Raw genomic sequence first — 26,547 nt, forward strand, 5'->3', positions numbered from 1 at the left:
GACCTCGGGGATCGGAACAACACCCGTCAAACAGGAAACGACCATCGGGCATCGGGTCGAACGCCTGCCGTGCGGCCGGCGCGCCGGCCGCACGGCAAACCGGTCCGCATGCTTACGACGAGGTACTCGTCGAGATGACGGTCGGCGCCGGCGCGACCGGCGCAGCAGGTGCGGCCTGCTGGTCGACCGTGGCCGGCGACAACGCTTGCGCCGGATCGGTCAACGCCGATGCGGCGGCGGGCGGCGCGGCGGCGGCTACTGCGGGTTCGACCGCGTCCGGCACTTTCGCGACGGGGGCCGGCATGTCGGCCGGTGCCGCGACGACGGCCGGCGGCGCGGCCTCCGGGGCAGGCGGTTCGGCCGATGCCTGCGGCGCCGGTTCGACAGCCTTCGCATCGGCCGCCTTCGCATCGGCTGCCGGCGCCGCGACGACGGCCGCCGCCGGCATCGGTTCGGCCACCATCTCGCCCGCAGCCCGCGCCGTGTCGGTCGCGGCCGGCATCGGCTCCGGTACGTTGTCGGCGACGGGCTGTGCTGGCTCGGGAGCCGTGTCGGCGACGGCCGGAGCAGGCCCGGGCGTCTTGTCGGCAATCGCCGGCGCGGGTTCGGAGGCTTTGTCGGCGACCGGCTGCGCGGGCTCCGGCGCCTTCGTATCGGCCACCGGTGCGGCAGGCACTGGCGTGGCCTTGTCGGCCGCGACCGGTGCGGCAATGACCGCTGCAGCCGGCACGGCGGCCATTGCGGCGGCCGGTACGACCGACGCAGCGGGCGCGGCGACGGCCGCAGGCGCGGCTGTCGCCACGGGCGCCGCGGCCGAGGGGACTGCCGCTGCAACGGCCGGCGCGGCAACGGCCGGCGCGGCTGCGGCAACGGCCGGCGTCGCGACGGCAGGCGCGGCGGCGACGGGCGCCATCGTCGGGACAGGAACCGGCACCGAAACAGGCGCGGCGCGCATCGACGCCGTCTCGATCGGGCGCGTCGCCGCGGGCGCCGGCACGGTCGAGCCGAGCGGCGGCAGGCCCATCCGGTCGCGCACGATCGGATCGCGATACTTGATGTCGTCCGCGACGGTCGCTTCGACGCTGGGCGCCACGTTCGAACGCGCGAGCGGCGCGGTCGTGCCCGGACACAGGTGCCCGGTCGCCTCCACCGCGCGCCGGTTCGCATCGCTCTGGCACAGCAACGCGAGCGCCACGTCGGTCAACCCCATCGCACGGAATTCGCGCGCATCGAGACGCCGCACGCAGGCCTGGTCGACCAGCGTCGTGCCGCCCGTCGCGCCGAACCCCGGGAACGACACGCCGACGCTCACCGAGCCCATGCAGGTATCGGACAGCGTGGTCGTGAGGCCGGGCGCCTGGATCGACGGATTCGTCTTGATCGTCTGCGTGCCCGAGTAATTGACGTTTTCCGTCGCCTGCGTGTTGTACGGGCTGGAGCCCGGCGCGCCGGTCGCGAGTGCGTTCGTGCTCTGCGGCGCCACGTTGCCGCCGGCCGTAGTGGACGGCATCGTCACGTTCACATTCACGCTCGAATTGCCGCTGCCGCGTACCCCGCTGCTGCTCGTGGCATTGCCGCCGCGCGAACTCGTGGTGTTCGTGTTCATGCTCGAACCACCGCCCTGGCTGATCGCGGTCGACGACGTCGTCGACTGCGCGCTCGACGTCGAATCGGCGGTTTGCGCCTGGGCGCCGATCGTGGTCATCGCGAACATCGCCGCGCATGCCACCTTGATCCTGTTGCTGTTCATTTCACTCTCCGGACGAGGTTGGACCTCCGACCCAGGCAACCGTACTAATTCCCCTGAATGACTTCAGATTTCGCTGCTTCCCCGAACTGCTTCCAGCCGCTGCCCAGCTGGGACCACGAGCCGGCCGACATGCCCTGCCATTGCCGGGTGTCAGGTCCGCCGATCGCGCTGCCCGACGAAAGCGTTTGTTGTTCTGACGGTTTGGTTGTCTGGTCACGGTTGTTTGACGTCTGCATAGTCGATTGCCCGCCATCGGCGGCACGGTCGGCGCCATACGCCGTCAGCGACGCGAGCATCAGCGCGGCGGCAATCAGGTTCTGCTTCATGCCAACTCCTTACGTGACAACAAGGTGGAAAAGAGACCAGCGTCGCTGGGAAACTGGCCCCCCCACACCTGACTAATGACTGCTCCCGGTCGCGCTCGAGTCGGCCTGGCTTCCGCCCGATGCGGACGGCGAACCGGCCGGACCGGTACTCCACGCGGTCGACGCGTTGGTGTGATTCGAGCCCGCGATCGCGCCCGACCCGCCCATGCCCGTCCAACCCGCGGCGCCGGCGTTGGCCATGCCGTGGTCGTTCGCGCCCGTGGCCGTGTAGCGGTTCGCGCCGAGTACGATCGTGGCGGTCACCCCTCCCGAAAGCGCATTCGCGTTCTCGTTCGTGCTGCCGTTTCCGGCGAACGAGCCTGCGGCACCGATACCGCCGCCTGCCGCGAACGCGCCCCCGTTCGTGCCCCAACCGCTGGCCGTCGAAGTCGAGTTGTGATACGCGGACGCCGTGCCGGCGGAGCCAGCGGGCGTCACGGTACTGCCTGCATTCGCGCCGGCCGTCGAAGTCGAATTGCTGGTATAGCTGCCGGAGCCGACCAGCACCGAACCGGAAACACCCGCCGCAACGGATTGCGTCTGGTTGGTCGTGGACGATCCGGCCGCCAATGCAGCGGACGAAATGACGGTGAGCGCGGTCGCTAAAATGACTTTGGCTTTCATAGCAATCCCTTGCCGTGAGGAAGTTCGACGGTGGCGGAGCCGAGCCTGCCCGCACGCGGCAAGGCCCGGCCTCCGCACCGCCAGCCAATGACGAACGCTACGCGTCGCGGCTTAGTGGTGATACGTCCAGCCGGTCGAGCCCGCGTTCGCGCCGCTGCTGCCGCCTGCTTGTGCGCCGCCGAAGCCGAAGCCGCCGACCGTCGACGTTTGCGTGTGGTTCGTGTACGAGATCGAGCCGCTGCCGCCGTAGCCCGCCGTTGCACCGGCTGCACCGAGTGCGGAGCCGGAATCGGTCGCGGTGAAGTGGCCGAACCCGGTGACCCCTGCCATCGTCTGGCCACCGCTCGTCGAAGTGGTGCTCGACACCGTGCCGCTGCCAGCAAACGCTGCACCCGAAACCACCAGAACTGCTGCTGCAATCAGAAGCTTCTTCATGGTCGACTCCATAACGGCGTGGAGAGAATGAGCATGGAAGATCGCACGCCATCGATCCTCCTGCCTCGAGCAATCCTCGAAAAATAAGGATTGCTATCAAATCGGGAAATCTTTATCGAATTGCAAACTTTCGCATTTATTTTCGGCCAGCCGAAGTCTAGTTTTATGTTTTCAATTTTTCCAAAATTTATGCGTAGGTGTTTTCTATTATTTTTATGAGCATTGATACGCGCTTGAAACACCCACGATTACATCAACCGGAACGACGCGCACATCCTTCCGGCTCGCGATTTTCAATACCCCATCCAAAAGCGACGCCCAAACCGGCACCCGCTTTCCGAATTGAAAATTCGAGAATGTATTTAATACTGCAAAATGCAGCACCCGTTCCGCATATGCCCTTTAGCCGGGCGATAACGGGCCTGCATTGCAGCCAGACGACATGTCTGCTCCCTGAGCTTACGAAGAAAGACCTTCCGGATAATCCGGCCGACGCGCGTTCGATCTAGTCCGGCCGGCGCCGGCACTGGCCCGGCGCGATCGAAACGGCTCTGCACGGTTGAAGAGGAATCGGCGCGCTGTCCGGCACGAGCAGCCTGGCCCATCCGGGAACGCTCGATGAAGTCGAGCATCGCTGTCGCCGGGTTGCGGCGCGCAACGGCAACCGCTCCAGCACGCGGCGCGCGCGGAGGGCGCGAAATCGGCAAGGCGCGACCGACGACGCTGGCACTGCGTCGCAAGCGCTACCCCGATCAATCGGACTACCCCTATGGTGCGCAAGAAACGCGCGGATCAAGCCACTGCTTATAGTGTTCATCGCCGCTTCCCCGACTGGCTTATGACGAACTGGCCGCCCCCACATCGTTGTTGCATCGTGTCGACCGCTCGCCGGTGCGTCCTGTGTCGCAAACCGCATGCCATGCGATATTCCACCGAGCATTGCGCGCCGAAAACAGCCGCCAGGCCTGATCATTTCGCCGGGAATGGCATTTTTTGTTTCACGAATGTATCGCGATAACGGGACGTTCGCGGCAGTGATCCTCGAACAATGCGACGCAATGCGCTGATTTGACGGACGAATTCGGCGCGACAAGGCACGCCGGACACCCCTGCGAACGGTTGTTTCATAGTTGAGAAGCGTTTCGCGACAGGGCCGCTGGTTCACGCGCTTGCGCCGGCAAACCGCGTGTTGCAGCATGCCGGCAAACCTTCCATGACGCCGGACAACGCGGATTCAGTCGCTCGATGCCCGACGCCGAATGGCCGCCGATACGGCCGGAACGCCGATTCACTCCGAAATGGGAAACGGATTTGATTCATCCGTGAGAATAGCCACACGATCATGCAGCGAAAATACTGCCGTCCGGTGCGTTGCGGCCGTAAAAATTTAAAAGGGAAAACATGCGATCCTGGCAAAAACGGGCGCATCATTTTTTCATTTCCATTCGATTCGCCTTTCATCCATGGCGCACCGACGAGTCATTCATTGAAGCGACATACTCGACCCACCATCCGCTTGATTCTCATCACTGAAACGTGCCGATTCAAAACGGCGCTCACGTCGCCAATCTCGCGACAGCCTGGTTTATCGCGCACCTCGTCGTTCGTATCGGACCGCATCGATCCTGCGACCGACACGGACGCGTCACTGCCCCACCATGCACGCGCGAAACGCGAACGTACATACCGAACGGTCAATGCGCGGTAGCGGCCGCACGCCAATCGGCGTGTCGGTGAAAAGGCGATGAAGATCACCACCGATCGATGCTTGCGTCGTTCAGGCATCGACGGGGTCGTCAGTGAAACCGGAGCGCCGCGCCGGCATTCCGCCAGGCAACGGTCGTCGCGAATCGACAAGCGGCAACGGGCCGGCCGCCCGTCAGCCGAGCAGCTCCTTCTTCCGCAGATGCACGACGTCGCGCATCGGCGGCGCGCCGAACAGCCGGCTATATTCGCGGCTGAACTGCGACGCGCTTTCGTAGCCGACGACGGCCGCCACCGACCCGACGTCGCCGCCCTGCCGCAGCAGCAGCCGCCGCGCCTCGTGCAGCCGCAGCTGCTTCTGGTACTGCAGCGGGCTCAGCGTCGTCACGTGCTTGAAATGATGGTGCAGCGACGACACGCTCATGTTGACCGCCTGCGCGAGCGACTCGACGCGCATCGGCTCCGCGAAGTGATCGCGGATCCATTCGATCGCACGCGCGATCCGGTGCGTCTGGCTGCCGGCGATCGCCATGTGCCGCAGCCGCGTGCCCTGCCCGCTCGTCATCAGCCGGTACAGCACTTCCTTCTCGATCAGCGGCGCGACGACCGCGATGTCGGCCGGCGTATCGAGCAGCCGCAGCAGTCTCAACGCCGCGTCGAGGAGCGGCGGCGTCAGCTCGGCGAGCGCGATCCCCTCGCCTTCCGGGCCGGCTTCGGGCTCGGGCAGCCGCATCTCGGCCGCGAGCTCGACGATGCGCTGCGGATCGAGCGTCAGCGACAGGCACAGGTACGGCGCCTCCGGCGTTGCACGCGTCACGCGCGACAGGATCGGCAAGTCGATCGACGTAATCAGGCAATTCTGGGTGTCGTATTCGTATGCCTGGCCGGCCACGATCACGCGCTTCGCGCCCTGCGCGGCGATCACCAGCGCGGCGCGCGACACGCCGCAGCCGAGGTCGACCGGCCGCGTGTGCCGATGCAGCATCAGGCCCGGCACGGCCGTCGAATGCGAGCCGTCGGCCGGCGCGAAGCGGCCGATCAGCGACGCCAGTTCGCGCCGGCCGGATTCGCGCGACGCGACGATATCGGTCATGTCCATGACGCATCCTCGAATGATTTCCCGTGTCGCGCGAGCATAGCGAAACGGCTCGCGGCGTGGCGGGGATTTGCAGGATTGTTCAATAAATTTGCAGGATTGGGTAGACGCAAAAAGCGGCTGCTCGCGCACACTCCCGGCTAACCTGCCCGTAAGGCGGGTTTTCCCCATGGAGACATAAAAATGCCTACCTCGTTTGTCCTGAACGGCAAGAACGTCACGCTCGACGCCGATCCGTCGATGCCCGTCCTCTGGGCGATTCGCGAACACGCGGGACTGACCGGCACGAAATTCGGCTGCGGCATGGCGCAGTGCGGCGCATGCACGGTGCATCTCGAAGGCCAGGCCGTCCGCTCGTGCGTGCTGCCGCTCGCCGGCATCGCGGGCAAGCACGTCACGACGATCGAAGGCCTGCAAAGCAAGCCCGCGCAGGCCGTGCAGGCCGCGTGGGTCAAGCTCCAGGTGCCGCAGTGCGGCTATTGCCAGTCCGGCCAGATCATGTCGGCCACCGCCTTGCTCGAACAGAACCCGAAGCCGACCGACGCGGACATCGACGCCGCGATGAACGGCAACCTCTGCCGCTGTGCGACCTACGCCCGCATCCGGGCCGCAATCCACGACGCGGCCGCGACGCTGGGAGCCTGACCATGACGATCGAACTCGACAATACCGGTTCGGTGCGCCCGTCGCGCCGCACGTTCCTGAAAGCCGCCGGGGCAACCGCCGCCGTCAGCCTGACGATCGGCTTCGACTGGGCCGGCGTCGGCCGCCGCGCGCTCGCCGCCACCGCCCCGGCCGGCGAATTCGCGCCGAATGCGTTCCTGCGCATCACGCCCGACGGCGCCGTCACGGTCATCGCGAAGCACGTCGAAATGGGCCAGGGCGCATATACGGGCATCGCGACGATCGTCGCCGAGGAGCTCGACGCCGACTGGTCGAGCGTGCGCGTCGAAAGCGCGCCGGCCGATGCGAAGCGCTATGCGAACCTCGCGTTCGGCACGATGCAGGGCACGGGCGGCAGCTCGGCCATGGCGAACTCGTGGCAGCAACTGCGCGAAGCGGGCGGCAAGGCGCGCGCGATGCTCGTGTCGGCCGCGGCGGCCCGCTGGAAGGTGCCGGCCGGCGAGCTGACCACCGCCAACGGCGTCGTCACGCACGCGAAGAGCGGCAAGACGGCCACGTACGGCGCGCTCGTCGCCGATGCGTCGAAGCTGCCCGTGCCGGACAAGGTCACGCTGAAGCAGCCGGCCGATTTCAAGCTGATCGGCCATCGCATTCCGCGCGTCGACGGGTCGGCCAAATCGAACGGCACCGCGCAATTCACGCTCGACACGACGTTCCCCGGCATGCGCGTCGCGCTGCTGCAGCGGCCGCCGCGCTTCGGCGCGACGGTGAAATCGTTCGACGCGACAGCCGCGAAGGCCGTGCCGGGCGTCGTCTCGGTCGTGCAGGTGCCGGGCGGCGTCGCGGTCGTCGCGACGGGCTTCTGGGCCGCGAAACAAGGCCGCGACGCGCTGAAGGTCGAATGGGACGAAACGAAGGCGGAAAAGCGCGGCTCGGACGAGATCATGCGCGAATACCGGCAACTCGCGGAGAAGCCGGGCGCGTCCGCGCGCAAGGACGGCGATGCCGATGCGGCGATCGCCGGCGCGGCGCGCAAGATCAGCGCCACGTACGAATTCCCGTATCTCGCGCACGCGCCGATGGAGCCGCTCGATGCGGTCGTCAAGCTGACGGCGAACAGTTGCGAAATCTGGGCCGGCGACCAGTTCCAGACGGTCGACCAGGGCAACGCAGCCAAGGTCGCCGGACTGAAGCCCGAGCAGGTGAAGATCCACACGCTGTATGCGGGCGGCAGCTTCGGCCGGCGCGCGAACGCGTGGTCGGATTACGTGGTCGAGGCCGTGTCGATCGCGAAGGCGCTCGGCGCGGACGGCAAGCCCGTCAAGCTGCAATGGACGCGCGAGGACGACATCCAGGGCGGCTTCTACCGGCCGATGTACTTCCACAAGCTCGATGCGGGCCTGACCGCGGACGGCCGGCTGGTGGGCTGGCGTCACCGGATCGTCGGCCAGTCGATCCTCGCCGGCACGCCGTTCGAGGCGTTCATGGTCAAGAACGGGATCGATGCGACGTCGGTCGAGGGCGCGGCGAACCTGCCGTACGCGGTGCCGAACGTGTCGGTCGAACTCACCACCGCGAAGACGGGCGTGCCCGTACTGTGGTGGCGCGTGGTCGGCAGCTCGCACACGGCCTACGCGGTCGAGGCGTTCATCGACGAAGCCGCGCACGCGGCCGGCAAGGACCCGTACGCGTTCCGCCGCGACCTGCTCGCGAAGGAGCCGCGCATGCGCGCGGTGCTGGAGCTGGCCGCGCAGAAGGCCGGCTGGGATCCGGCCAAGCCGCTGCCGAAGGGGCGCGGGCGCGGGATCGCGGTGGCCGAGGCGTTCAAGAGCTATGTCGCGCAGGTGGCCGAGGTGTCGGTCGACGCGGACGGCAAGGTGAAGGTCGAGCGCGTGGTGTGCGCGGTCGACTGCGGAATCGCGATCAATCCCGACATCGTCGCCGCGCAGATGGAGGGCGGCATCGGGTTCGGGCTCGGCGCGGCGATGCACAGCGCGATCACGCTGAAGGACGGGCAGGTCGAGCAGCGCAACTTCGACGGCTACCACGTGCTGCGGATGGCCGAGATGCCGAAGGTCGAGGTGCATATCGTGCCGTCGGCGGAGGCGCCGACCGGGGTCGGCGAGCCGGGCGTCGCGCCGGTCGGGCCGGCCGTCGCGAACGCGATCTTCGCGGCGACGGGCAAGCGGCATTACGTGCTGCCGTTCGATTCGGCGGATGGCGCGAAGGCTTGATCCCGATGCGATAGCGCGCCGGCCGCGGGCGGGGCATGCCCCGTGGCCGGCGCCGCTGTCGATGCAGGGTTCGATGTCGGCGGGAAGTTCATACAACCCATTGATTTAAAAATAAAATAAGGCAAACCCGGTAGAGTTCGATGTAGGGTTCGTTATCTGGCTGAACCATCATCCAGCCCGCCCCGTAAACCATCCCCTCTCCCACGTTACGTCAGACGTAACGCCCGTAACGTCGGCGCGCCGATGCTACGTAACAATCCTTCACCGTCGATCCAGCCCTATCATCGTCTGCCCGACGCTTCCCGTTAAAAATTCTTTTGAATTCAAGGCCGCCGGACCCTCTGCGCCGCTCCGCGCGGCCGCCACCACGTGACGATCCCGCCCCTGGCCCGGAAGTTGCAGCACAAGGCCTCGCAAACACTCCTTTACGGACATGCGAGGGCCACCATGGATTGCAAATACCTGTACATCGACAACATAAAAATCAACTTCGTCCGCCGCACGATCGAAATCGACGACAAGGTCGTCGACGTGACGCCGCGCGAATTCGACGTCGTCGAATTCCTGCTCGACAACATGAACAAGATCGTGCCGCGGCAGGCAATTCAGGAAGCCGTGTGGGGCCGCGAGCTCGGCGTGTCGTCGCGCACGCTCGACACGCATATCTCGCGAATCCGCTCAAAGCTGCAGCTCGAACACGACAAGAACCTGCGGATCATCCCGATCTACGCGGTCGGTTATCGCCTCGTGCTGTTCGGTGCGGCGATGACGCACGTCGAGCGCCACGAGGCGGCGCCGATCGTACGCGCGGCGCCGCAACCCGCGATGGCCGCCGACTACGCGTAACGCTTCACCCGCGCGCCGCGCGTTCGCGGCACGCCGGCAACGCCCCCCACCGTGCCGCGCGGATTCGCAGCCCTTCGCGGCCTGCACCCCGCCCGGCCCGCCAGCCAGTCGCGCCCCGACCGCCGCCTCCGGGCGGCGGTTGCCGTTGAGCGCCCGCCATCGCCTCCCCCTTCATCGCACTCCACCGCCCTCCACCGCACTTCGTCACGCTTCGTAGCGCCCCGCTCCCGCCGTCTCCGCGCGACGGTCGCGACTACGGATTCCGGCACGGCACGCGGCCATCGCCGTCCCTACAATCGACGCAGCAGCCGCGCGCCCCTCGGCGCCGCCGGCCCCAGAACAACCCGTCGAACCAACGCCGAATCCGCCCCGATCCCGCCGTGCCAGCGCTGTTCCTGACGAATGCCGACGCCGGCGACGCCGCGAACCGGGCCATGCCCGCCGCCTCCGAACCGCCCGCGGCCGCCGCGCCGGCCGCGGTCGCGCTCGACGCGTCGCCCTACCTGCCGCGCCTGTCCGCCGCCGCCGCGCGCGGGCTGTCGCACGCGTACTGCGCGACCGGCGCCGTTCCGGTCACGCTCGGCGAGCACGCGTACGAGGTGCGCTGGCGCGTCGACGCCGAGCCGGCCGCCGACGCGCACGCGTACCGCTTCGTCGTCGGCCCGGCCGCCGGCACGCTGTGGATCGACCCCGTCGCGGAAACCGAATGGCTCGGCGAGGCGGCCGACCCGGCCGTACCGGCCGTGATCCGCGCGGCGCTGCTCGCCGACCTCGCCGCGCCGCTCACGGCCGTATTGCAGGCGGCGACGCGGCAGCGCGTGGAACTGCTGCCGCCGCCCGATCACGCGCCGGCCTGGCACGCGTCGCCGGCCGCGCTGCGCTTCGAGCTGCGGCGCGCCGACGCCGCGTGGCGCTGCCACGGCGCGCTGCTGTTCGATGCGCCGGATGCGCTGGCCGTGTTCTTCGCGGCCGCGCCCGCCGCGCCCGCCAACACGCGTGCGGCCTACGCGAACCTGCCCGTGCCGCTCGTGTTCGAGATCGGCCGCACCGAGCTGACGACGGCCGAGCTGGCCGATGTCGTCGGCGGCGACATCATTGCAATCGAGCGCTGGCAGGCGCACGAGCAGAACCTGCTGTGCGTCGCGCGGCTGCCGGCCGCGCCGGCGTGGGAAATCACCGGACGGCCGTCGGGCAACCGGCTGACCGTCGAACGAATCAGGGAGATGCCTTTGGAACCGACCCGCACCGACTCCGCGCCGCCGACGACGCACGACGCGCCGCCCGCCGACGCGCCGCGCTCGCTCGACGGCCTCGCGGTCGACCTGCGCTTCGAGCTGCCGCCCACGTCGATGCCGCTCGGCGAGCTAAGCGCGCTGCAGCCGGGCGCCGTGATCGAGCTGCAGCAAGGGATCAACCAGAGCGTGATCCATCTCGTCGCGAACGGGATGCTGATCGGCACCGGCCACCTGATCGCGGTCGGCCAGAAGCTCGGCGTGCGCGTGGTCACGCTGACGCAGCCCGCGCCGCGCGAGCGCTGAACGATGGGCAACCTGCCGAATCCGGTCGCGCTGATCGCGGTGATCGCCGCGCTCGGCATCGCGCCGTTCGCGGCGCTGATGGTGACGAGCTACACGAAGCTGGTGGTCGTGCTCGGCCTGCTGCGCTCCGCGCTCGGCATCCAGCAGGTGCCGCCGAACCTCGTGCTGAACGGCATCGCGCTGATCCTGTCGCTGTTCATCATGGCGCCCGTCGGGATGTCGATCCGCGACGCGCTGCAGGCGCGCCACTTCGATGCGTCGGGACAGTTGTCGACCTCGGACATCGGCGCGCTCGCCGATGCCGCGCTGCCGCCGATCAAGGATTTCCTCGTGTCGCATACACGGCAGCGCGACCGCGAATTCTTCGTGCGCACGGCCACCTCGGTATGGCCGAAGCACCGCGCGGACGGCATCAAGGACGACGACCTGCTCGTGCTGGTGCCGAGCTTCACGCTCGCCGAGCTGACGAAGGCGTTCCAGATCGGCTTCGTGATCTATATCGTGTTCATCGTCGTCGACCTGCTGGTCGCGAACATCCTCCTCGCGCTCGGGATGCAGATGATCTCGCCGACGACGATCTCGGTGCCGTTCAAGCTGCTCTTGTTCGTCGCGCTCGACGGCTGGTCGCTGCTCGTGCACGGGCTCGTGCTGTCGTATCGGGTCGCCGGAGCCGGATGATGCGCGCACGCGCCCTGCGAACCGCCGCCGCATGCGTTTGCGCGTTGATCGCGCTCGCGTGCGGGCAGCACGGCGTCGCGCATGCGGCCGGCAGCGCCGCCGGCTTCGCGCAACTGGCGCGCGCGTGCGCGCCGAACGTCGACCCCGATACGCTCGCCGCGCTGGTGCGCACCGAGTCCGGCTTCAATCCGTATGCGATCGGCGTGGTGGGCGGCCACCTGGCGCGCCAGCCGGCGTCGCTCGACGAGGCGCGCGCGACCGCGCGTGAACTCGCGGCGCGCGGCTTCAGCTACAGCGTCGGGCTCGCGCAGGTGAACGAGCGCAATTTCGCGAAATACGGGCTCGATGAAACGACGATGTTCGAGCCGTGCCGCAACCTGCGGGCCGGCGGCGCGATCCTCACCGAATGCTTCGCCCGCTCGTCGAATACCGGCCGCCCGGCCCAGGCCGCATTGCGCGCGGCGCTGTCGTGCTACTACAGCGGCAACTTCACGACCGGTTTCTCGAGCGGCTACGTGAGCCGCGTCGTCGCGAGCGCGCAGCGCAACGCGCACGAAGGCGGCGTCGAACCGATCCCCGTCGTGCGCGACGTGCCGCCGCCGGCACGGCAGCGGCGCATGGACGCGGCCGCGACCACGCCGCCCGAACGCGCGCGCAGGCTGCCGTTGCCGGCCGCGTCCGCCGATGCGCCGTCGTGCCATGCGCGCCCGGTCGTGATGATGTGCCGCGGCTTGCCGGCGAGCCAGGCGAAGCGGCTGTGCGTGCGGTGTCTCGACCCGTGATCGCTTGATCGCGCGCGGCTCCGTGCGCTCGCACCCGCGCCGCTTTCAGGGGTCCGAACGACGGTGCGCGGCATGGCGGCCGCACGCCGGGCCGGCCTCGTAGTCCGCCTCGTAGCCCGCGCGGCGCGCAGGCGCCGGCCGCTTCCTGCCGCTACGAAACTGCGGTGTTCCCGCTGCCGGGTGCGTCCGTACACTCGAACGATCACGTCGCGGCGTGCAGGGCGCCGCGCGTGCCGCGCGTCGCGCGGCTCAACGGAGACGAGCATGCTGTTGATCGACGGATTGGGACTGGGTGTGAACTGGCAGCGCTTCCTGTCGGAAACGCTGAATCCGGTCGTGGCGCCGCCGCCCCCGCCGCCTCCGCCGCCGAAGAAGGACGATCCGGCGTCCGGGCCCGCGAACCCGAGCGCCACCCCGCCGATTCCCGTCACCGCATCGCTGGCCACCGATCCGTCGAAGCCGACCAACGCCGAGATCCAGTCCGCGACGTCGCTGATCCAGAACATGGCCGCGCAATATACGGCGCCGCCGCCCGACATCACCGTCGAGAACGACAAGACGCGCGCGGTACAGAAAGCGATCCAGGACGCGCAGACGAAGTACGACAACGCGTCGCAGACGCTACAGGGCGCGCAGAACGTGCTGCATCTGGTCAACCGCGATCCCGAGTCGACGGCCGACGACCGCAAGACCGCGCAGGCCGACTACGCGAAGGCGCGCACCGCGGCCGACACCGCGCAGCGCGAGCTGAACGTGACGACCGACGCCGGCTACATGATCCTGTACGGCGAACAGGCGAACGCCGACATGCCGGCCGGAATGAAGATCGACGATTCCGGCAAGGTGACGGACCCCGGCGACGCGCAGCACGCGGCCGACCAGCAGTTCAAGACGCTGCTGGCCGCCTTCCCCGACCATGCGACCGATCCGAACTGGGTGCCGCAGCCGGGCGACTGCAAGAATCCGCTGCAGATCCGGCTCTACGACGATTGGCAGACCGCGAGCGCGAAGGCGGCCGTGGGCGCGTCGAAATACTTCGCGGACGTCGCGAATTCCAACCTCGCCTATACGCAGTTCCAGTCGTACCTCGCCGATCCGGACTACAAGGCCGCGCTCGATGCGGGCGTCGGGCGGTTGAACGACGCGCTGCAGCCGCTGGAGCTGCGCGTCACGATGCCCGACGCCCCCGCTTCGCAGGATGCCGCACAGCAGGCCGTCACGGCCGCCGCGAAGGATGCGAACTATGCGAACGCCGCGTACGGCGCGGCCAACGACAGCCTGGCGCTCACGAACGCGCAGCAGCGCTACGATTCGGCCAGCGGCAAGGAAGGGCCGACGGTGATCGTCCCGAACGAGGTGTCGAACGCGAAGACCGCGCTCGCTCGCGCGCAGACGGCCGCGAACACGAGCGGCGGCTATCTGCAGATGCTGTCCGCGCAGCGGCAGGTCGACACGCTGCAGGCCGACTATACGAAGAAGCTGGACGCATCCAACGCGTGGCACAAGGACAATCCGCACGCGATGATCAAGGATCCGCAGGTCGATCTGGACCTCGGCGATGCATATGCGAAGCTCGATCAGGCGAAGCAGCAGGCGAGCATCGCGCACGACGGCTTCGTCGTCGCGTACGGCGCGACGCTCGCGCAGCAGTACGACGATCAGGCGTCGCAGATCAAGGCGAAGGTCAACCCGCCATCGATATTCACGAAACCCGCGCTCCAGTCGCCGCTGCTGACGCCGTCGCTGTCGACCGCGAACGGCCTGCCGGGCCTGCCCGCGTCGTCGTTGTCGACGGCCGCGTCGGCCGCCCCCACCAGCACGCCGTCGCTGCCGAGCGCGTCGCCGCTGGCCTCGCCGACGTTGCCGGGGTCCAACGGCGCGTCGTCGCTGCCCGCGTCGCCGCTACTCGACCGCCCGTTCCTGCTGCCGCAATCGTCGGGCCCGTCCGCCGCGCAGGCGGGCCCGACGATGCTCGACGTGAAGCGCATGCAGACCGTCGCGGGCGCGATCCGCGCGGCCGACAGCCGGATGTCGGATTCGGTCAACGAGCGCGCGACCCAGCTCGCGCTGTCACAGGCGCGCATCAAGCAGACGCAGGCGAAGAGCACGCTCGAGTCGGTACAGAAGCAGTACGACGACTGGGCCGCCGCGAATCCGCCGCCCATGCGTTTTCGCACCGTCGCGGGCGACGACATGATCCCGGCGCCGTCGGCGCCGCGCCCGAACCTGTATCAGGACCAGCTCGACAAGGCGAAGGCGGCCGTCACGCAGGCCGACAACGCGGTGCAGCGCCTGCAGCTGCTGAGCGAGACGTCGCATCAGCAGGTGCTGATGGACCGGTTCGACGCCGGCCTCGACGAACGGCTGCGCTACGCGGCGCCCGGCTCGGACGAGGAGAACGACTACAAGAAGGCGCTGCACGATTTCTACGAAGCACATCGCGGCGAATTGTCGAACTCGCTGCTCGACGCGGCCAGCGCGAGCACCAACAACGGCGGCACGATCGCGTTCGGCAAGCTGACCGACAACGAACAGCGCAACCTGATCGGCGTCGCGCTCGGCATGCAGCCGGACGTCCAGAACGATGCGGCGTCGGGCGACGGTTCGGACCCCGTATCGCCGACGAAGGACGACGTCGCGCGCTACACCGACAAGGAAAAGCTGAAGACGATCAACAGCGTGCGCGACAAGCTGCTGGAGATCGGCGGCGGCGCGACGACGCAGGTCAGCGTGTTGCCGATGGTCTACGCCGCCAAGGAGGCCGGCATGACCACCAGCGCGCTGTTCAAGGTCAGCGGCAAGGACGGCACGCAGTACGTCGACGAGACGGCGAGCAACTACGACGACATCAACGACTACATCGACAACAACGAGCTGTCGACGGACGGCACGGTCGACATCGCGACCGGCCACAACGCGGACGGCACGCTGCAGCTCGTGTCGAAGGCCGCGCATCACGAAAGCGGCTTCGACAGTTTTCTGAACACGCTGACCAGCACCGGCCTGAACATCGGCATGATGGTCGGCGGGATGGCGCTCGAAGGCCTCGGCACGCTGCTCGACGGCACCGGCATCGGCGCGATCGTCGGCGTGCCGCTGAACATCCTCGGCGCGGGGATGATGTACACGGCGATCGGCGCGACGATGACGAGCGCCGGCCTCGATCTGGCCAACCGCGCCGACCACGGGCGCAGCCTCAATCCGTTTACCGACCCGGGCGCGCGGGCCGACTTCATCAATCTCGTGCCGATGGGCGCGGCGGGCGCCGCGAAGCTCGCCGGCAGCAAGCTGTTCACGCGCGCGGTCACGGCGCTCACGCGCACGCCGAAGGTCGCGTCGGTGCTCGCCACCGGCGCGCGGACCACCGCGGTCGTGACGGGCGTGGGCGGTGCGCTCGAGGCGTTCGGCGAAGCGGGCTACGACTATTTCGTCACGGGCGACAAGAAGGCGGCCGGCGAGCAGCTCAAGTCCGGGATCACCAACGTCGCGCTGATGGCGGCCGGCGGCCTCAAGGAACGCGCGGTGACGTCGGTGCGCACGCGCACCGGCCGGCCGGTGCCGATTCGCGGGGCCGACGGCAAGACCGTCGCCGTCGACAGCCAGATGATCGGCCGGATACTCGACAGCGGCGACGCGTCGTCGCTCGCGGCCGGCCGCACGCGCGTGACGCTCGACGGCGAAGCCGTCAAGGTGTCGCCGGACGGCACGCTGCGCGTGGGCGACAAGGTGCTCACCTACGACAACACGCCGATTCGCGTGCTCGACCGCGCATCCGCGAAACGCCTGCCGCCGGGCAAATCGGTGGTGCTCGGCGAAGACGGCACGCTGTCCGTGGTATCGGTGTCGCCGAAGGCATGGACCAACGGTACGCGCGTCGACGACGTGACGGGCACCGGCGAGCGCATGTCGTTCGGCCCCGACGGCGAGATGAGCGTGACGCCGAAGATCGTCGCGAAGACGCCGCTCGACGTGCTGCAACACGTGCTCGACCAGGCGAGCGACGCCTACCGGCAGACGGCCGCCGGCGCGCAGGCGCCGCGCCGCCTCGCGCAGACGGCGGCCGAAGGCGAAGCCGCGAGCGTGTCCGCCGATGCGCGCAGCACGCGACGCACCAGCGAGGAACGCGCCCGCGTGCAGCAGCAGCGCGACCAGACCGATGCCGAACGCAGCACGACCGCGAGCGCCAACCGGCGCAGCGCCGATACGCAATCGATGCGCTGGCGGCCGGTCGCGGCCGACGAGCCGGCCGGCCCGGGCACGCGCGCGAAGCCGGACGGCGCGCCGCCGCGCGTCAACGCGAAGGTCGTCGATCTGACGGAGGACGCGCCCGTCACGCGCGCGGCGACGTCCGATCCGGCCGGCATCGCCGTACCGCGCGGGCCGCGCGCCGAGCCGATGGAGCTCGGCGATCGCACGGTCTACGTGGTGCGCAGCGGCGCGACACCCGACGCGCCCGGGGCACGGCCATCGTCGCCGCGCCCGCAGGATCTCCAGGAACCGGTGATCGTCGTCGCCGGCGAACACGACGCGGCGCTCGCACCCGAGCTCGCGAACCGCTGGCAGAAGCCCGTCTATGCGGCCGCGCCCGACGCATTCGGTGCGGACGGCCAACTGCGCGCGGGCGCGCGCGTGCTGCGCTTCGATCCCGCGCCGGAGACGGCCGCGGCCCATGAAGCCGGCCTGCCGGACGGCATCGCGCCCGACGAAGCGCCGCCCACGTCGCCCCGCGCGGCCGCCGACGACACGGTGATCGTGCTGGCCGGCAAGCGCGGCCCGAACGAACCGGCGATGCCGCGGACGGCCGCGCCGCCCGAGCCGGTCCATGCGCTCGACGGCGTGTTCAGCGCGCCGAACCGCGTGCTCGTGCTCGTCCAGCCGGAACGCGCCGGCGCGCCCGAGCGAATGGCGCAACGCGACACGACCGCGGCCGACCGCGGCGCACGCGCGCTCGACGACGCGCACGGCCAGGCCGCCCGCGCGCCGGCGGGCGGCGAACGTCGCACCGCGGCGAACGACGACGTCGGCCTCGCCGCCGCGCACCCCGAAACGACCGAGACGGCCCCGCCCGACCACGGCGCATCGAAGCCGGGCTGGGTCACGCGGATGCAGATGCGCTTCGGCGGCGCGGCGCTGCCCGAAGCCGCGCAGGCGCTCGCGATGCAGTCGGGCACGCTCGCCACGCAACTGCGCATGCTGCAGGACGCCGGCTGGCGCGTGACGCTCGGCAAGCGCGGCGGCGGCAGCCGCATCGACCCGCGCAAGCGCCGCGTGACGATCGACGGCGCGCTCCAGCATCCGGGCAGCATCACGTACACGCTCGCGCACGAGGCGCGCCATGCGGTCGAGGCGATGGCCGGCGTGCTGAACCTCGACTACGGCAACCGCGGCCGCTTCACGCGCAAGGCGCTCGAAGCCGAGGCCCGCGCGCAGATCAACGCGTTCGAGGCACGCTACGAAATCGAGCTCGCGGGCGGCGGCGACATTGCCGCGCACGTGCGCCTGCCGGATGCGATCGAGCGCGAAGGCGCCGCGTGGCGCGCGCCGTCGCACGACTATGCGGGCACGGTCGGACGCCTCGTCGACGCATTCGCCGATGCGCCCGTGTCGGGCCGCGACGGCGAGACCTACCGCGACTTCTACGACGACGTCTGGTCGCGCCAGAAGCGCCGCGGCGGCATCCCGCGCCGGATGCCCGCGCCGCAGACGCACGAGACCGGCGGCGCGCCGCGCGGCGTGCGCGGTTTCGACGAACGCGTGGCATGGAGCCGCGCGCATGCCGAATATGCGTCGCCGTTCGGCGACGGGCCCGTGCCGGCGGTGGCCGACCTGCAGGCGGCGCGCAGCCGCCACTTCACGATGCTGCAGGACCAGGGCGTGCTGATGCTGCACGCCGATACGCTGGCGGACGGCACGCTGCTCTCGGGCGGCCGGCCGGCAGGCGTGCATGAATACGCGCTCGACCAGGCGCCGTCGTTCCTGGTCAAGGACGGCTATTCGATCGTGCTGTCCGCGAAGCACGGTGGCGATGCAGCGGCCGCCGGGCTCGCGAATCTGTGGCAGCGGCCGGTATATGCGCCGCCCCCGCACGCGGTCGGCGAACGCGCGGCGCTGCTCGACACCGGCGTGTTTCGCCGCTACGACCCGGCACCCGCGGCGCCGCACGATCTCGGGCCGCTCGCGGCCGATGCCGAAGGCGTGCACGTCGAAGGCAATCCGGCCGCGCGGATCGACGTCGAGCGTCACGTCGGCGAACTGCTCGGCGCCGGCGCCGAGAAAACCGTGTTCGCGCTCGGCCACGATGCCGCGCTCGCGGTGTACGACACCGGCCCGCATACGTCGGAAGCGCGTCAGATCGACGCGGCGATCGACGAGAGCATCGCACTCGACGATCTCGCCTCGTACGGCCTGAAGACCGTGACGATGGACGGGCCGTTCTCCGCGCTGAACCGCGTCGCCGTGCTGTACCGGCCGCTCGGCGTGTTCCACAGCTTCGGCTTCGAGACGGGCGCGCTGCCGCGCGTGGTGTCGCGCGCGGCGCTGGAGCACGTCCAGCGGATTCGCGACGTCGTCGAACGCACGGGCATCGGCTTCGACCTGCAAGGCCTCTTCACGCGCGGCGGCGATTTCCTGCTGAGCGACCCCGGTGCGATCGGCATGGGCGCGAGCGAGCACTTCGCCGCGCTGGAGCGGCTCGCGGTGATCGAGCGCGCGCTGACGCAAGGCCTCGAGCGCGGCAATATCGAACTCGCGCATCCGCGGCTGGCGGAAACGCTGCCGCCCGATGCGTTCGTGCAGAAGCCGTCGGTCATCACGCGCGTGCGGATGCGCTTCGGCGGCGCGCCGCTGCCGAAGGAAGCGTACCGGCTGATCGACGCATCGAGCCTGCTGTCGCAGCAGCTTCGGCTCGGCGCCGACGCAGGCTGGAAGGTCGTGCGCGGCAAGCCCGGCGGCGGCAGCAAGATCGACACGCGGCGGCGGCGCGTCACGATCGATGGCGGCCTGCAGTCGGCCGGATCGATGGTCTACGTGCTCGCGCACGAAGCCCGCCATGCGCTCGAGGCGGCGACCGGCACGCTCGGGCTCGACTACGGCTCGACGCAGCGCTACGTGCGCAGCGCGCTGCTCGCCGAGGCGCGCGCGCAGGTCAATGCATTCGCGGTGCGCGACGAGATCCGCGCGAACCTCGGCGTCGACATCGGCCGCCACGTCGCGCTGCCCGAGGCGATCGCCAACGAATACGGCCGCGCGCGGGCCGGCGACGCCGCGTCGCTCGCGCGCCTCGCCGACGCGTTCGAGCACAGCCCGACGTCGCTCGACGGCGGCGTGACCTACGGCGAGCTGTATCGGCGCCATGCGCAGGCCGCGCGACGCACCGGCGTCACGATGCCGGCGCCGCGCGAGACGGCCGCGACGCTCGCCGAAGAAACGGCATGGTCGCGCGCACGTCCGGTGAAGGCATCGCCGTTCGACGGCAAGCCGGTCGCCGGCGTCGACGCGCTGACGCTCGACCGCTCGGGCCCGCTGTCGTACGACCGCGACGGCCGCATCGTGATCGTGCATGGCGTCACCGATGCGCAAGGCCGCCTCGTCGATCCGGACGGCCGGCCCTACACGCCGGTCGAGGTCACGCTCGCGCACCGCTCGGTGCTCGGCCTGCCCGGCTCGTCGGTGATTCTGTCGGCCCGCAACGGCCGCGACGCCGCCGCATGGCTCGCGAACGTCTGGCAGCGCCCCGTCTACGCACCGCCGACGATCGCGGTCGGGTTCGGCGCCGAGGCGCGGCTCGGCCACACGAACGCGTGGCTGCGCTACGATCCCGCGCCGCACCAGCGCCCGGAGCTGGGCGCGCTCGACGTGGACGGCAACGGCGTCCACGTGAGCGGCGATCCGGCCGCGCGCGTGCCGGTCGAGCGCTTCACCGGCGCGGCGACCGGCGCCGGCATCGAGAAGACCGTGTTCGAACTGGGTCGCCGCAATGCGATCGGCCTCTACGAAGGCACGGACAATCGCGCGATTCTCGACCACATCGAATCGATCCGCCTCGAACAGGAAGGCCTCGCGGCGCTGCGCGCGCACGGGCTGCGCACGCTCACGGTCGGCGGCCCGTTCTCGGCATTCGATCGCGTGGCCGTGATGTACGCGCCGTTCGCGTCGCTGAGCAGCCACGACGTGATGGCCGGCGTGCTGCCGGCGCGCGTCACCCGCGACGCCTTCGCGCAGCTCGACCGCGCGCGCGACGTCACCGCGCGGCACCGCCTGTACTACGACTTCGAAGGCGTGTTCGACGCGCACGGCGACTTCTACCTGAGCGACCCGTCGACGGTCATGACCGATGCGCCGAAGCTGAACGTCGAAGGCATCGTCCGCGAGATCGGCGCGCTGCGCGCGACGCTCGAGGACGGCATCGCGCGCGGTGCGATCGAGCTCGCGCATCCCGGCATCACCGAACACCTGCCGCCCGACGCGTTCGTGCAGAAGCCGTCCGTCATCACGCGCGTGCGCATGCGCTTCGGCGGCGCGCCGCTGCCCAAGGCCGCCCATGCGCTGATCGACCGCTCGAGCCTGTTGCGCCAGCAGGTCGCGCTGGCCGGCGAGGCCGGCTGGAAAATCGTGGTGGGCCGGCCCGGGCGCGGCAGCCGGATCGATACCGCAAAGCAGCGGATCGTGCTCGACGGGCAGTTCCACGGCAGCGGCACGCTCGTCTACACGCTCGCGCACGAAGCGCAGCACGCGGTCGAGACGATCACGCGCCGCCTCGCGCTCGACCGCTCGTCGCCGGAGGCGCTGACCGACAGCGCGCTGATGGCCGAGGCGCGCGCGCAGGCGAACGCGTTCGCGGTGCGCCGCGAAATCCTCGACGATGGCGGCATCGACATCGCGCGGGACGCCCGCCTGCCCGACGCGATCGCACGCGAAGCCGACCACGTGCTGCCCGGCGACGAAGCCGGGCTGCGCCGGCTCGCGGCCGCATTCGGCGACGCCGCGCCGTCCGTGCCGGGCCACGCGACCTATCGCGCGTACTACGCGAGCCAGGCCGACGCGATGCAGGCGCTCGGCATGCCGCGCGAGATGCCGGCGCCCGCGCCGCAGCCGGCGTCGAACGCGCCTGTGCCCGCGGCGACGGCGGACGCCGCAAGCCGCCAGCATGCGCTCGATCACCTCGCGTCGCACGGCAAGCGCGACCTGATCCGCATCGACGGTTCGCAACTCGCGTCGCTCCAGCAGATGAAGGATGCGTTCGGCACGAATGCGCACGTGCTGATCGCGGAGCACGAACCGCGGCCGGAGGCCTCCATCGACGCGCGCCACGCGCAGCCGAAGTTCGTCGCGAGCATGCGCACCGACGAGAACGGTACGTTCGTCGACAAGGCGTCCGCCGATCCGGCCGTACCGATCCGCGACGCGGTCTATCGCGCGCTGAAGGACAACGGCCAAGCGGAACGCGCGGATGTCGATTTCTACGTGTCGCCCGTGTCGCTCGCGGAACTGCGCGAGTACGGCGGCGCCGCGCGGATCACCGCGCGCAGCGACGGGCGCGCCTGGGAAGCCGAACAGGCGGGCGCGACGCCCGACGCGAACGTCGTCACGACGCTGAAGTCGCTCGCCGACGCGCCGCGCTTTCGCGGGCCGAAACAGGCGGCGAAAGCGGCCGGCGACGGCGCGACGCTTTACGCGATCGACAAGGAAACCGGCACGGTGCTCGGCTACGCGACGCGCAACGCCGCGCACGACTGGACCTATCACGAATCGACCTCGCTCGGCGACGCGACGATCGCGCCGCGCGATCTCGGCGCCGCGTTCCGCCGGCGCGCGCGCAACCTGTCCGGCGGCCGGCGCGGCGTGCGATTCGTCGTGACGGACGTCGCGCACGACACGGTCGAGCGCTACGGCGGCTTCGCGCCGGCGGAAATGCGCAAGGCGCTCGGCGACGAGAAGCCGCCGATGCAGAAACTCGGCACGCGCGTGCAGCGCGGCCTCGCGAAAGCCGATCCCGGCGTGCGCCGCAAGATCGCGGAGATCGAGGGCGCCGACAGTCCGTTCCTGCCGCCGAAGCTCGTACCGGACAGCGAGCAGCTCGCGATCGACTTCAGCGGCGCGAACACGCTGCACCTGATGCGCGCGCTGGAGCTGAAAGCGCTGCGCGGCGATCACTACGTGTACGTGTACGAGACCGATCATCCGGTCGCCGAATCGCTGCACACGCGCCGCGGCATCATCGCGATCCACGACGGCAACGCGCGCTGGTACGACGACGCCGAGCAATTGCGCGACCGGCCGGACGCGGGCCGCCCGCTCGACGAGATGCCGCTCGGGCGCGGCCCGTTCGGCGCGAACCAGCACTTCCTGCTGTCGACGCTCGCGCCCGATGTGTTCGACCCGCGCGCGACCGCCACGCAGAAAGCCGCGCTCGCGCAACGGCTCACGCAGTTGCTCGACGAGAAGTCGTATTTCGATGCGCTGCCGCAGAAGTTCGACCTCGCGACGCGCTGGATCCGCACGCAGATCGCCGGCCAGATCGATCGCGTGAAAGCCGCGCAGGCCGACCTCGCCGCCGCCCAGCAAGCCGCGCGGCAGGCCGCGCAGCCGGCGGGCGGCGCGACGGGCCCCACCGGCCCCGCCAGCCGGGTGCGCAATGCGCTGCGCGGCAAGGGCCGCCGGCGCAACCGCCGCGCCGCGAATGCGTCGAACGCATCGAACACGCCGGCCGCGCCGAAGCCGCCGAAAACGCCGGCGGCCAAGCCGCTGACGCTGCGGCCCTACCAGCCGAGCCTCGGTTCGAGCACGGTCGCGGAATGGGTGATGCGCTACGGCGCCGCCAAGGTGGCCGACTGGTTCCCGACGGTCGACCGCGTGAAGGCGCTCGCCGCGCGCAGGCACCAGCCCGATGCCGGCGGTCTCGCGCTGACCGACGAACCGCAGACGATCCTGGCCGACGCACCGATGCTGAAAGCGCTCGGCATCCCCATCGGTCTCGCGCGCGAGGTGTCGAGCATGCCGTCGCGCGGGCCGGTGGCCGATCCCGGCGGCGATCACAACCGGTTCGTGAAGTGGATGCAGGCGTACGCCACGCGCCACAGCGCGGCACGCATGATCGACAAGCGCGCGATCCAGGCGTTCGTGCGCGCGCCGGCCGAGATCCAGGACCGCGTCGCGCCGATGGCGCGCGCGTTCAACCTGCGCGACGACCCCGCGCTCGCGGTGCGCTACGTCGAGCAATACGGCGGCGCGATGCCGGTGGTGTCGATTCCGGTCGATCCGCACACGCTCGCGGCCGCGCGCGGCGGCAAGCACGATCCGGCGTTCATCCGGCGCGCCCGCCAGTTCGGCTCCCCGATCGGCGCGCGCTACAACGAGGCCGACGCGACGATCACGCGCGAAGCGCCGGACGGCACCACGCGCACGCTCGAGCTCGACGACATCGCGCATCTGCACAAATGGCTCACCGCGGCGTCGCGCCATGGCTTCCAGCTTCGTCTCGAAGCGGCGTCGGGCCGCCCGCTCGTCTCCGCGGACGACCGCCGCACGATCGCCGGCACCAACGACAGCTACGCCGAATACACGCGGCTCATGACGTCGTTCGAGACGTGGTCGCACGATCATGCCGGCGAGCCCGCGCCGAACGTGATGCTGAGCTTTCACGGGTGGGACGCCGTGCTCGAACCGGTGCCGGGCGCCGGCCACGTCGAGCTGCTCGATGCGCTGCTCGACCGCAAGGCGATCGACTGGCTGCACGTGGGGCTGTCGTACGGCACGCACGGCGCCGACTTCATCGCGAACCAGGACCTGACGCGGGCGCTGGCGGAACGGATCGTCGACTATTACCAGACCGACCGTCACGGCAAGTTCGCGCGGCTGCACGGCGCCGATGCGCTCACGCGCGTATTCGAACCGGTGAGCCCCGAGACGTTCGCGAACCAGCAGCAGGTGCTGTTCGCGGAAATCGCGCGCATCGGCAAGTCGAAAGGCCTGTCCGACGACGCGCTCGCGACGCTGCGCGGCGAACTGTACGAACGCAACACGACCGCGCTCGTCAACCAGGCGCGCAAGGCGACCATCGAGCATGCGATGACGCAGTGGGCGTCGGCCGATCATCCGCCCGCCACGCGCACCGAAAAGCTCGCGCGCCGCTTCGGCGAACGCTGGCTTGCGGAAACCGGCAGCCGCGCGCCGGCGCGCGGCACCGTGGTGTCGACCGCCGATCCCGCGGGGCCGCTGCCCGACAGTCGCGCGTACTGGCAATCGGTGGTCGAGCGCGAAGCGCTGAAGAACGATCCGTCGAAGCCGATCAGCGTCGGCCGGCAGATCGCGGCGAACCCGAAACAGGCCAAGATGATCGAGGAGCTGCAGTCGCTCGCGCAGATCAACGCGCTGCGCGTGCATCGGCCGTCGTTCCGCAAGGCGGAGCTGTGGAAGTCGATCGGCTTCAGCTCGCTCGTCACCGGCGCGGGCGCGCTCGTGATCGCCGATACGCTCGGCGCGACGCACGTGCTGCGGCAGGACATGCTGGGCAGCGCGACGTCGTCGTTCCTGCTGGGCTCGCGTCTGGGCCGCGTGTTCCAGGTCATGCACCAGGGTGCGGTGCGCAGCCTGCAGGCCGGCGATCCGAAGGCCGCGCAGACGGTGCTCACGCGGCTCGAAGTGACGCTGTCGCGGCAGTTGCGCTCGGGCGCGCACGATTACGGCCAGAACCGGCGCGCCCAGCTCGAACAGATCTCGAACGAAGCGCGGACGCTGGCCGCGCAGTATGTCGAACTGAACCGCGTCGGGCTGATGAGCTTCGACGACGCGACCACCCACATCAAGGCGCTCGCCGCGGACGTGCTCGCGCAGATGCAGGGCACCGTCGGCGGCACGTCGCTGCAGCAGCTCCATACCGGCAACCCGCGTCACCTGTTCGGGATCGCGGGCCGCGCGGGCGCCGCGATCACATCGACCGCGACGCTCGCGGTCGGCATCAGCGGCGTCGTGCACGCGCACGGGGCGTTCGATCTCGCCTACGGGTCGGCCGCCATCGCGAGCGGCGCGTTCGGCGCCACGTATGCGGGCCTCGTCTATACGATCGGCGCGCACCGCGTGAATGCCGACAAGCGCAGCCGCATCGTGCGCTTCACCGATTCGGCGAGCGACTTCATGGCCGTCGCGTACGGCGGCCTCGGCACCGGCGTGCAGTGGAGCGGCGGCCATTACGACCTCGCGATCGCGACCGGCGTGTCCACCGCGCTGCTGCTCGGCGGGCGTCTGAACACGCATTTCCCGAACGCGACGCCGCTGATCAACAAGATCCCGACGGCCGTCGTGCTGATTCCGGTCGGCGCGTTCGCGTACAAGCTGATCGAAGGGCTGTGGACGACGTTCTTCGGCTCGGGGTCCGGTTCGTCGAATCAGTCGAATCAGTCGAATTCGTCGCAATCGAATCTCGCGCCCGGTGCGTCGGCGAGCGCTTCGGCCAGTCCTTCGGCGAGCGCTTCGCCAAGCGCGACGCCAAGCGCTTCGGCGAGCGCTTCGGCGAGCGCATCACCCGGTACGCCGCCTGCCGCGCCGGCTTCGCCGTCGGCCAGCGCCACGCCGTCGACCGCGCAGCCGTCCGGGTCGCCGCAGCCCTACATCGTCGTCGCCGGCGATTCGCTGTGGGTCGTCGCCGACCGGCATCGCCAGTCGCTGCTCGACGCCGCGCACGTGTCGCGCGCCGATCAGCAGGCGATGACGCGCGGCGAGCAGGACAGGCTCGCGCTCAACGAGATCCTGCAGCTCAATCCGTCGGTGTCAGGCGATCCGAACCGCCTGGCGGTCGGCACGCCGCTGATCGTGGGCTGATATCGGCGCGCGGGCCGCGTGGCGCCGCGCGCGCCGGTCGCGCGCGGCACCCCGCA

At 69.9% G+C, this 26,547-nt stretch carries 13 protein-coding genes; 8 read left to right on the forward strand and 5 right to left on the reverse strand.

The features are described from left to right. Positions 1 to 112: 112 nt before the first annotated feature. The gene (locus CFB52_RS24395) at positions 113 to 1,510 is read right to left on the reverse strand and encodes a chemotaxis protein CheA (protein WP_257220627.1); all 1,398 of its coding nucleotides are present in this window, start codon (positions 1,508 to 1,510) and stop codon (positions 113 to 115) included. Between CFB52_RS24395 and CFB52_RS35200 the strand changes: the two genes are divergently transcribed. Beyond that, positions 1,500 to 1,811: a hypothetical protein gene (locus tag CFB52_RS35200; RefSeq protein ID WP_226093905.1), complete on the forward strand. Its 312-nt coding sequence runs from the start codon at positions 1,500 to 1,502 to the stop codon at positions 1,809 to 1,811. The two genes, CFB52_RS24395 and CFB52_RS35200, sit on opposite strands and share 11 nt — an antisense overlap. Here the strand turns inward: CFB52_RS35200 and CFB52_RS24400 are convergent. From CFB52_RS24400 to CFB52_RS24420, 4 genes are all read right to left on the reverse strand, one after another. Continuing rightward, the gene (locus tag CFB52_RS24400) at positions 1,795 to 2,076 is read right to left on the reverse strand and encodes a hypothetical protein (protein ID WP_059584734.1); all 282 of its coding nucleotides are present in this window, start codon (positions 2,074 to 2,076) and stop codon (positions 1,795 to 1,797) included. The genes CFB52_RS35200 and CFB52_RS24400 overlap by 17 nt on opposite strands. Before the next feature lie 72 nt (positions 2,077 to 2,148). Then, positions 2,149 to 2,739, reverse strand: a complete 591-nt coding sequence (locus CFB52_RS24405) for a hypothetical protein (protein WP_089465676.1) — start codon at positions 2,737 to 2,739, stop codon at positions 2,149 to 2,151. A 111-nt stretch (positions 2,740 to 2,850) separates the two neighbouring features. After that, a complete protein-coding gene (locus CFB52_RS24410) occupies positions 2,851 to 3,174 on the reverse strand; it encodes a hypothetical protein (protein ID WP_059585110.1) in 324 nt (107 codons plus the stop codon). Positions 3,175 to 5,053: 1,879 nt separating this feature from the next. After that, a complete protein-coding gene (locus CFB52_RS24420; protein WP_059584731.1) occupies positions 5,054 to 5,977 on the reverse strand; it encodes an AraC family transcriptional regulator in 924 nt (307 codons plus the stop codon). 180 nt (positions 5,978 to 6,157) lie between these two features. Between CFB52_RS24420 and CFB52_RS24425 the strand changes: the two genes are divergently transcribed. The 7 genes from CFB52_RS24425 to CFB52_RS24455 all read left to right on the forward strand — a co-directional run bounded on the left by CFB52_RS24425 (position 6,158) and on the right by CFB52_RS24455 (position 26,491). Then, positions 6,158 to 6,619 carry a (2Fe-2S)-binding protein gene (locus tag CFB52_RS24425; protein ID WP_006480868.1) on the forward strand — a complete coding sequence of 154 codons (462 nt, stop codon included), beginning with the start codon at positions 6,158 to 6,160 and terminating at the stop codon, positions 6,617 to 6,619. Between the two features lie 2 nt (positions 6,620 to 6,621). Then, the gene (locus tag CFB52_RS24430) at positions 6,622 to 8,832 is read left to right on the forward strand and encodes a xanthine dehydrogenase family protein molybdopterin-binding subunit (protein ID WP_099317663.1); all 2,211 of its coding nucleotides are present in this window, start codon (positions 6,622 to 6,624) and stop codon (positions 8,830 to 8,832) included. Between the two features lie 447 nt (positions 8,833 to 9,279). Further along, positions 9,280 to 9,678 carry a winged helix-turn-helix domain-containing protein gene (locus CFB52_RS24435; protein ID WP_099317664.1) on the forward strand — a complete coding sequence of 133 codons (399 nt, stop codon included), beginning with the start codon at positions 9,280 to 9,282 and terminating at the stop codon, positions 9,676 to 9,678. Between the two features lie 380 nt (positions 9,679 to 10,058). Then, positions 10,059 to 11,216, forward strand: a complete 1,158-nt coding sequence (sctQ, locus tag CFB52_RS24440) for a type III secretion system cytoplasmic ring protein SctQ (RefSeq protein WP_099317665.1) — start codon at positions 10,059 to 10,061, stop codon at positions 11,214 to 11,216. A 3-nt stretch (positions 11,217 to 11,219) separates the two neighbouring features. After that, positions 11,220 to 11,894 carry a type III secretion system export apparatus subunit SctR gene (gene sctR, locus CFB52_RS24445; RefSeq protein WP_059584725.1) on the forward strand — a complete coding sequence of 225 codons (675 nt, stop codon included), beginning with the start codon at positions 11,220 to 11,222 and terminating at the stop codon, positions 11,892 to 11,894. After that, positions 11,894 to 12,676 (forward strand): lytic transglycosylase domain-containing protein, encoded by a 783-nt coding sequence (locus CFB52_RS24450; RefSeq protein ID WP_099317928.1) that lies wholly within the window; start codon positions 11,894 to 11,896, stop codon positions 12,674 to 12,676. The genes sctR and CFB52_RS24450 overlap by 1 nt, the downstream gene beginning before the upstream one ends. A gap of 264 nt (positions 12,677 to 12,940) precedes the next feature. Next, positions 12,941 to 26,491 carry an LWXIA domain-containing protein gene (locus tag CFB52_RS24455; protein WP_099317666.1) on the forward strand — a complete coding sequence of 4,517 codons (13,551 nt, stop codon included), beginning with the start codon at positions 12,941 to 12,943 and terminating at the stop codon, positions 26,489 to 26,491. Positions 26,492 to 26,547: the final 56 nt, after the last annotated feature.

It is taken from the genome of Burkholderia sp. AU18528 (assembly GCF_002223215.2).
Taxonomy (GTDB): Bacteria; Pseudomonadota; Gammaproteobacteria; order Burkholderiales; family Burkholderiaceae; genus Burkholderia; species Burkholderia semiarida.

Coding starts and splice junctions, on each gene's coding strand:
- CFB52_RS24405 (WP_089465676.1), bottom strand. CDS start 2,739: ATGAAAGCCAAAGTCATTTTAGCGACCGCGCTCACCGTCATTTCGTCC.
- CFB52_RS24400 (WP_059584734.1), bottom strand. CDS start 2,076: ATGAAGCAGAACCTGATTGCCGCCGCGCTGATGCTCGCGTCGCTGACG.
- CFB52_RS24425 (WP_006480868.1), top strand. CDS start 6,158: ATGCCTACCTCGTTTGTCCTGAACGGCAAGAACGTCACGCTCGACGCC.
- CFB52_RS24430 (WP_099317663.1), top strand. CDS start 6,622: ATGACGATCGAACTCGACAATACCGGTTCGGTGCGCCCGTCGCGCCGC.
- sctR (WP_059584725.1), top strand. CDS start 11,220: ATGGGCAACCTGCCGAATCCGGTCGCGCTGATCGCGGTGATCGCCGCG.
- CFB52_RS24410 (WP_059585110.1), bottom strand. CDS start 3,174: ATGAAGAAGCTTCTGATTGCAGCAGCAGTTCTGGTGGTTTCGGGTGCA.
- CFB52_RS24450 (WP_099317928.1), top strand. CDS start 11,894: ATGCGCGCACGCGCCCTGCGAACCGCCGCCGCATGCGTTTGCGCGTTG.
- CFB52_RS24395 (WP_257220627.1), bottom strand. CDS start 1,510: ATGCCGTCCACTACGGCCGGCGGCAACGTGGCGCCGCAGAGCACGAAC.
- CFB52_RS24435 (WP_099317664.1), top strand. CDS start 9,280: ATGGATTGCAAATACCTGTACATCGACAACATAAAAATCAACTTCGTC.
- CFB52_RS24420 (WP_059584731.1), bottom strand. CDS start 5,977: ATGGACATGACCGATATCGTCGCGTCGCGCGAATCCGGCCGGCGCGAA.
- CFB52_RS24455 (WP_099317666.1), top strand. CDS start 12,941: ATGCTGTTGATCGACGGATTGGGACTGGGTGTGAACTGGCAGCGCTTC.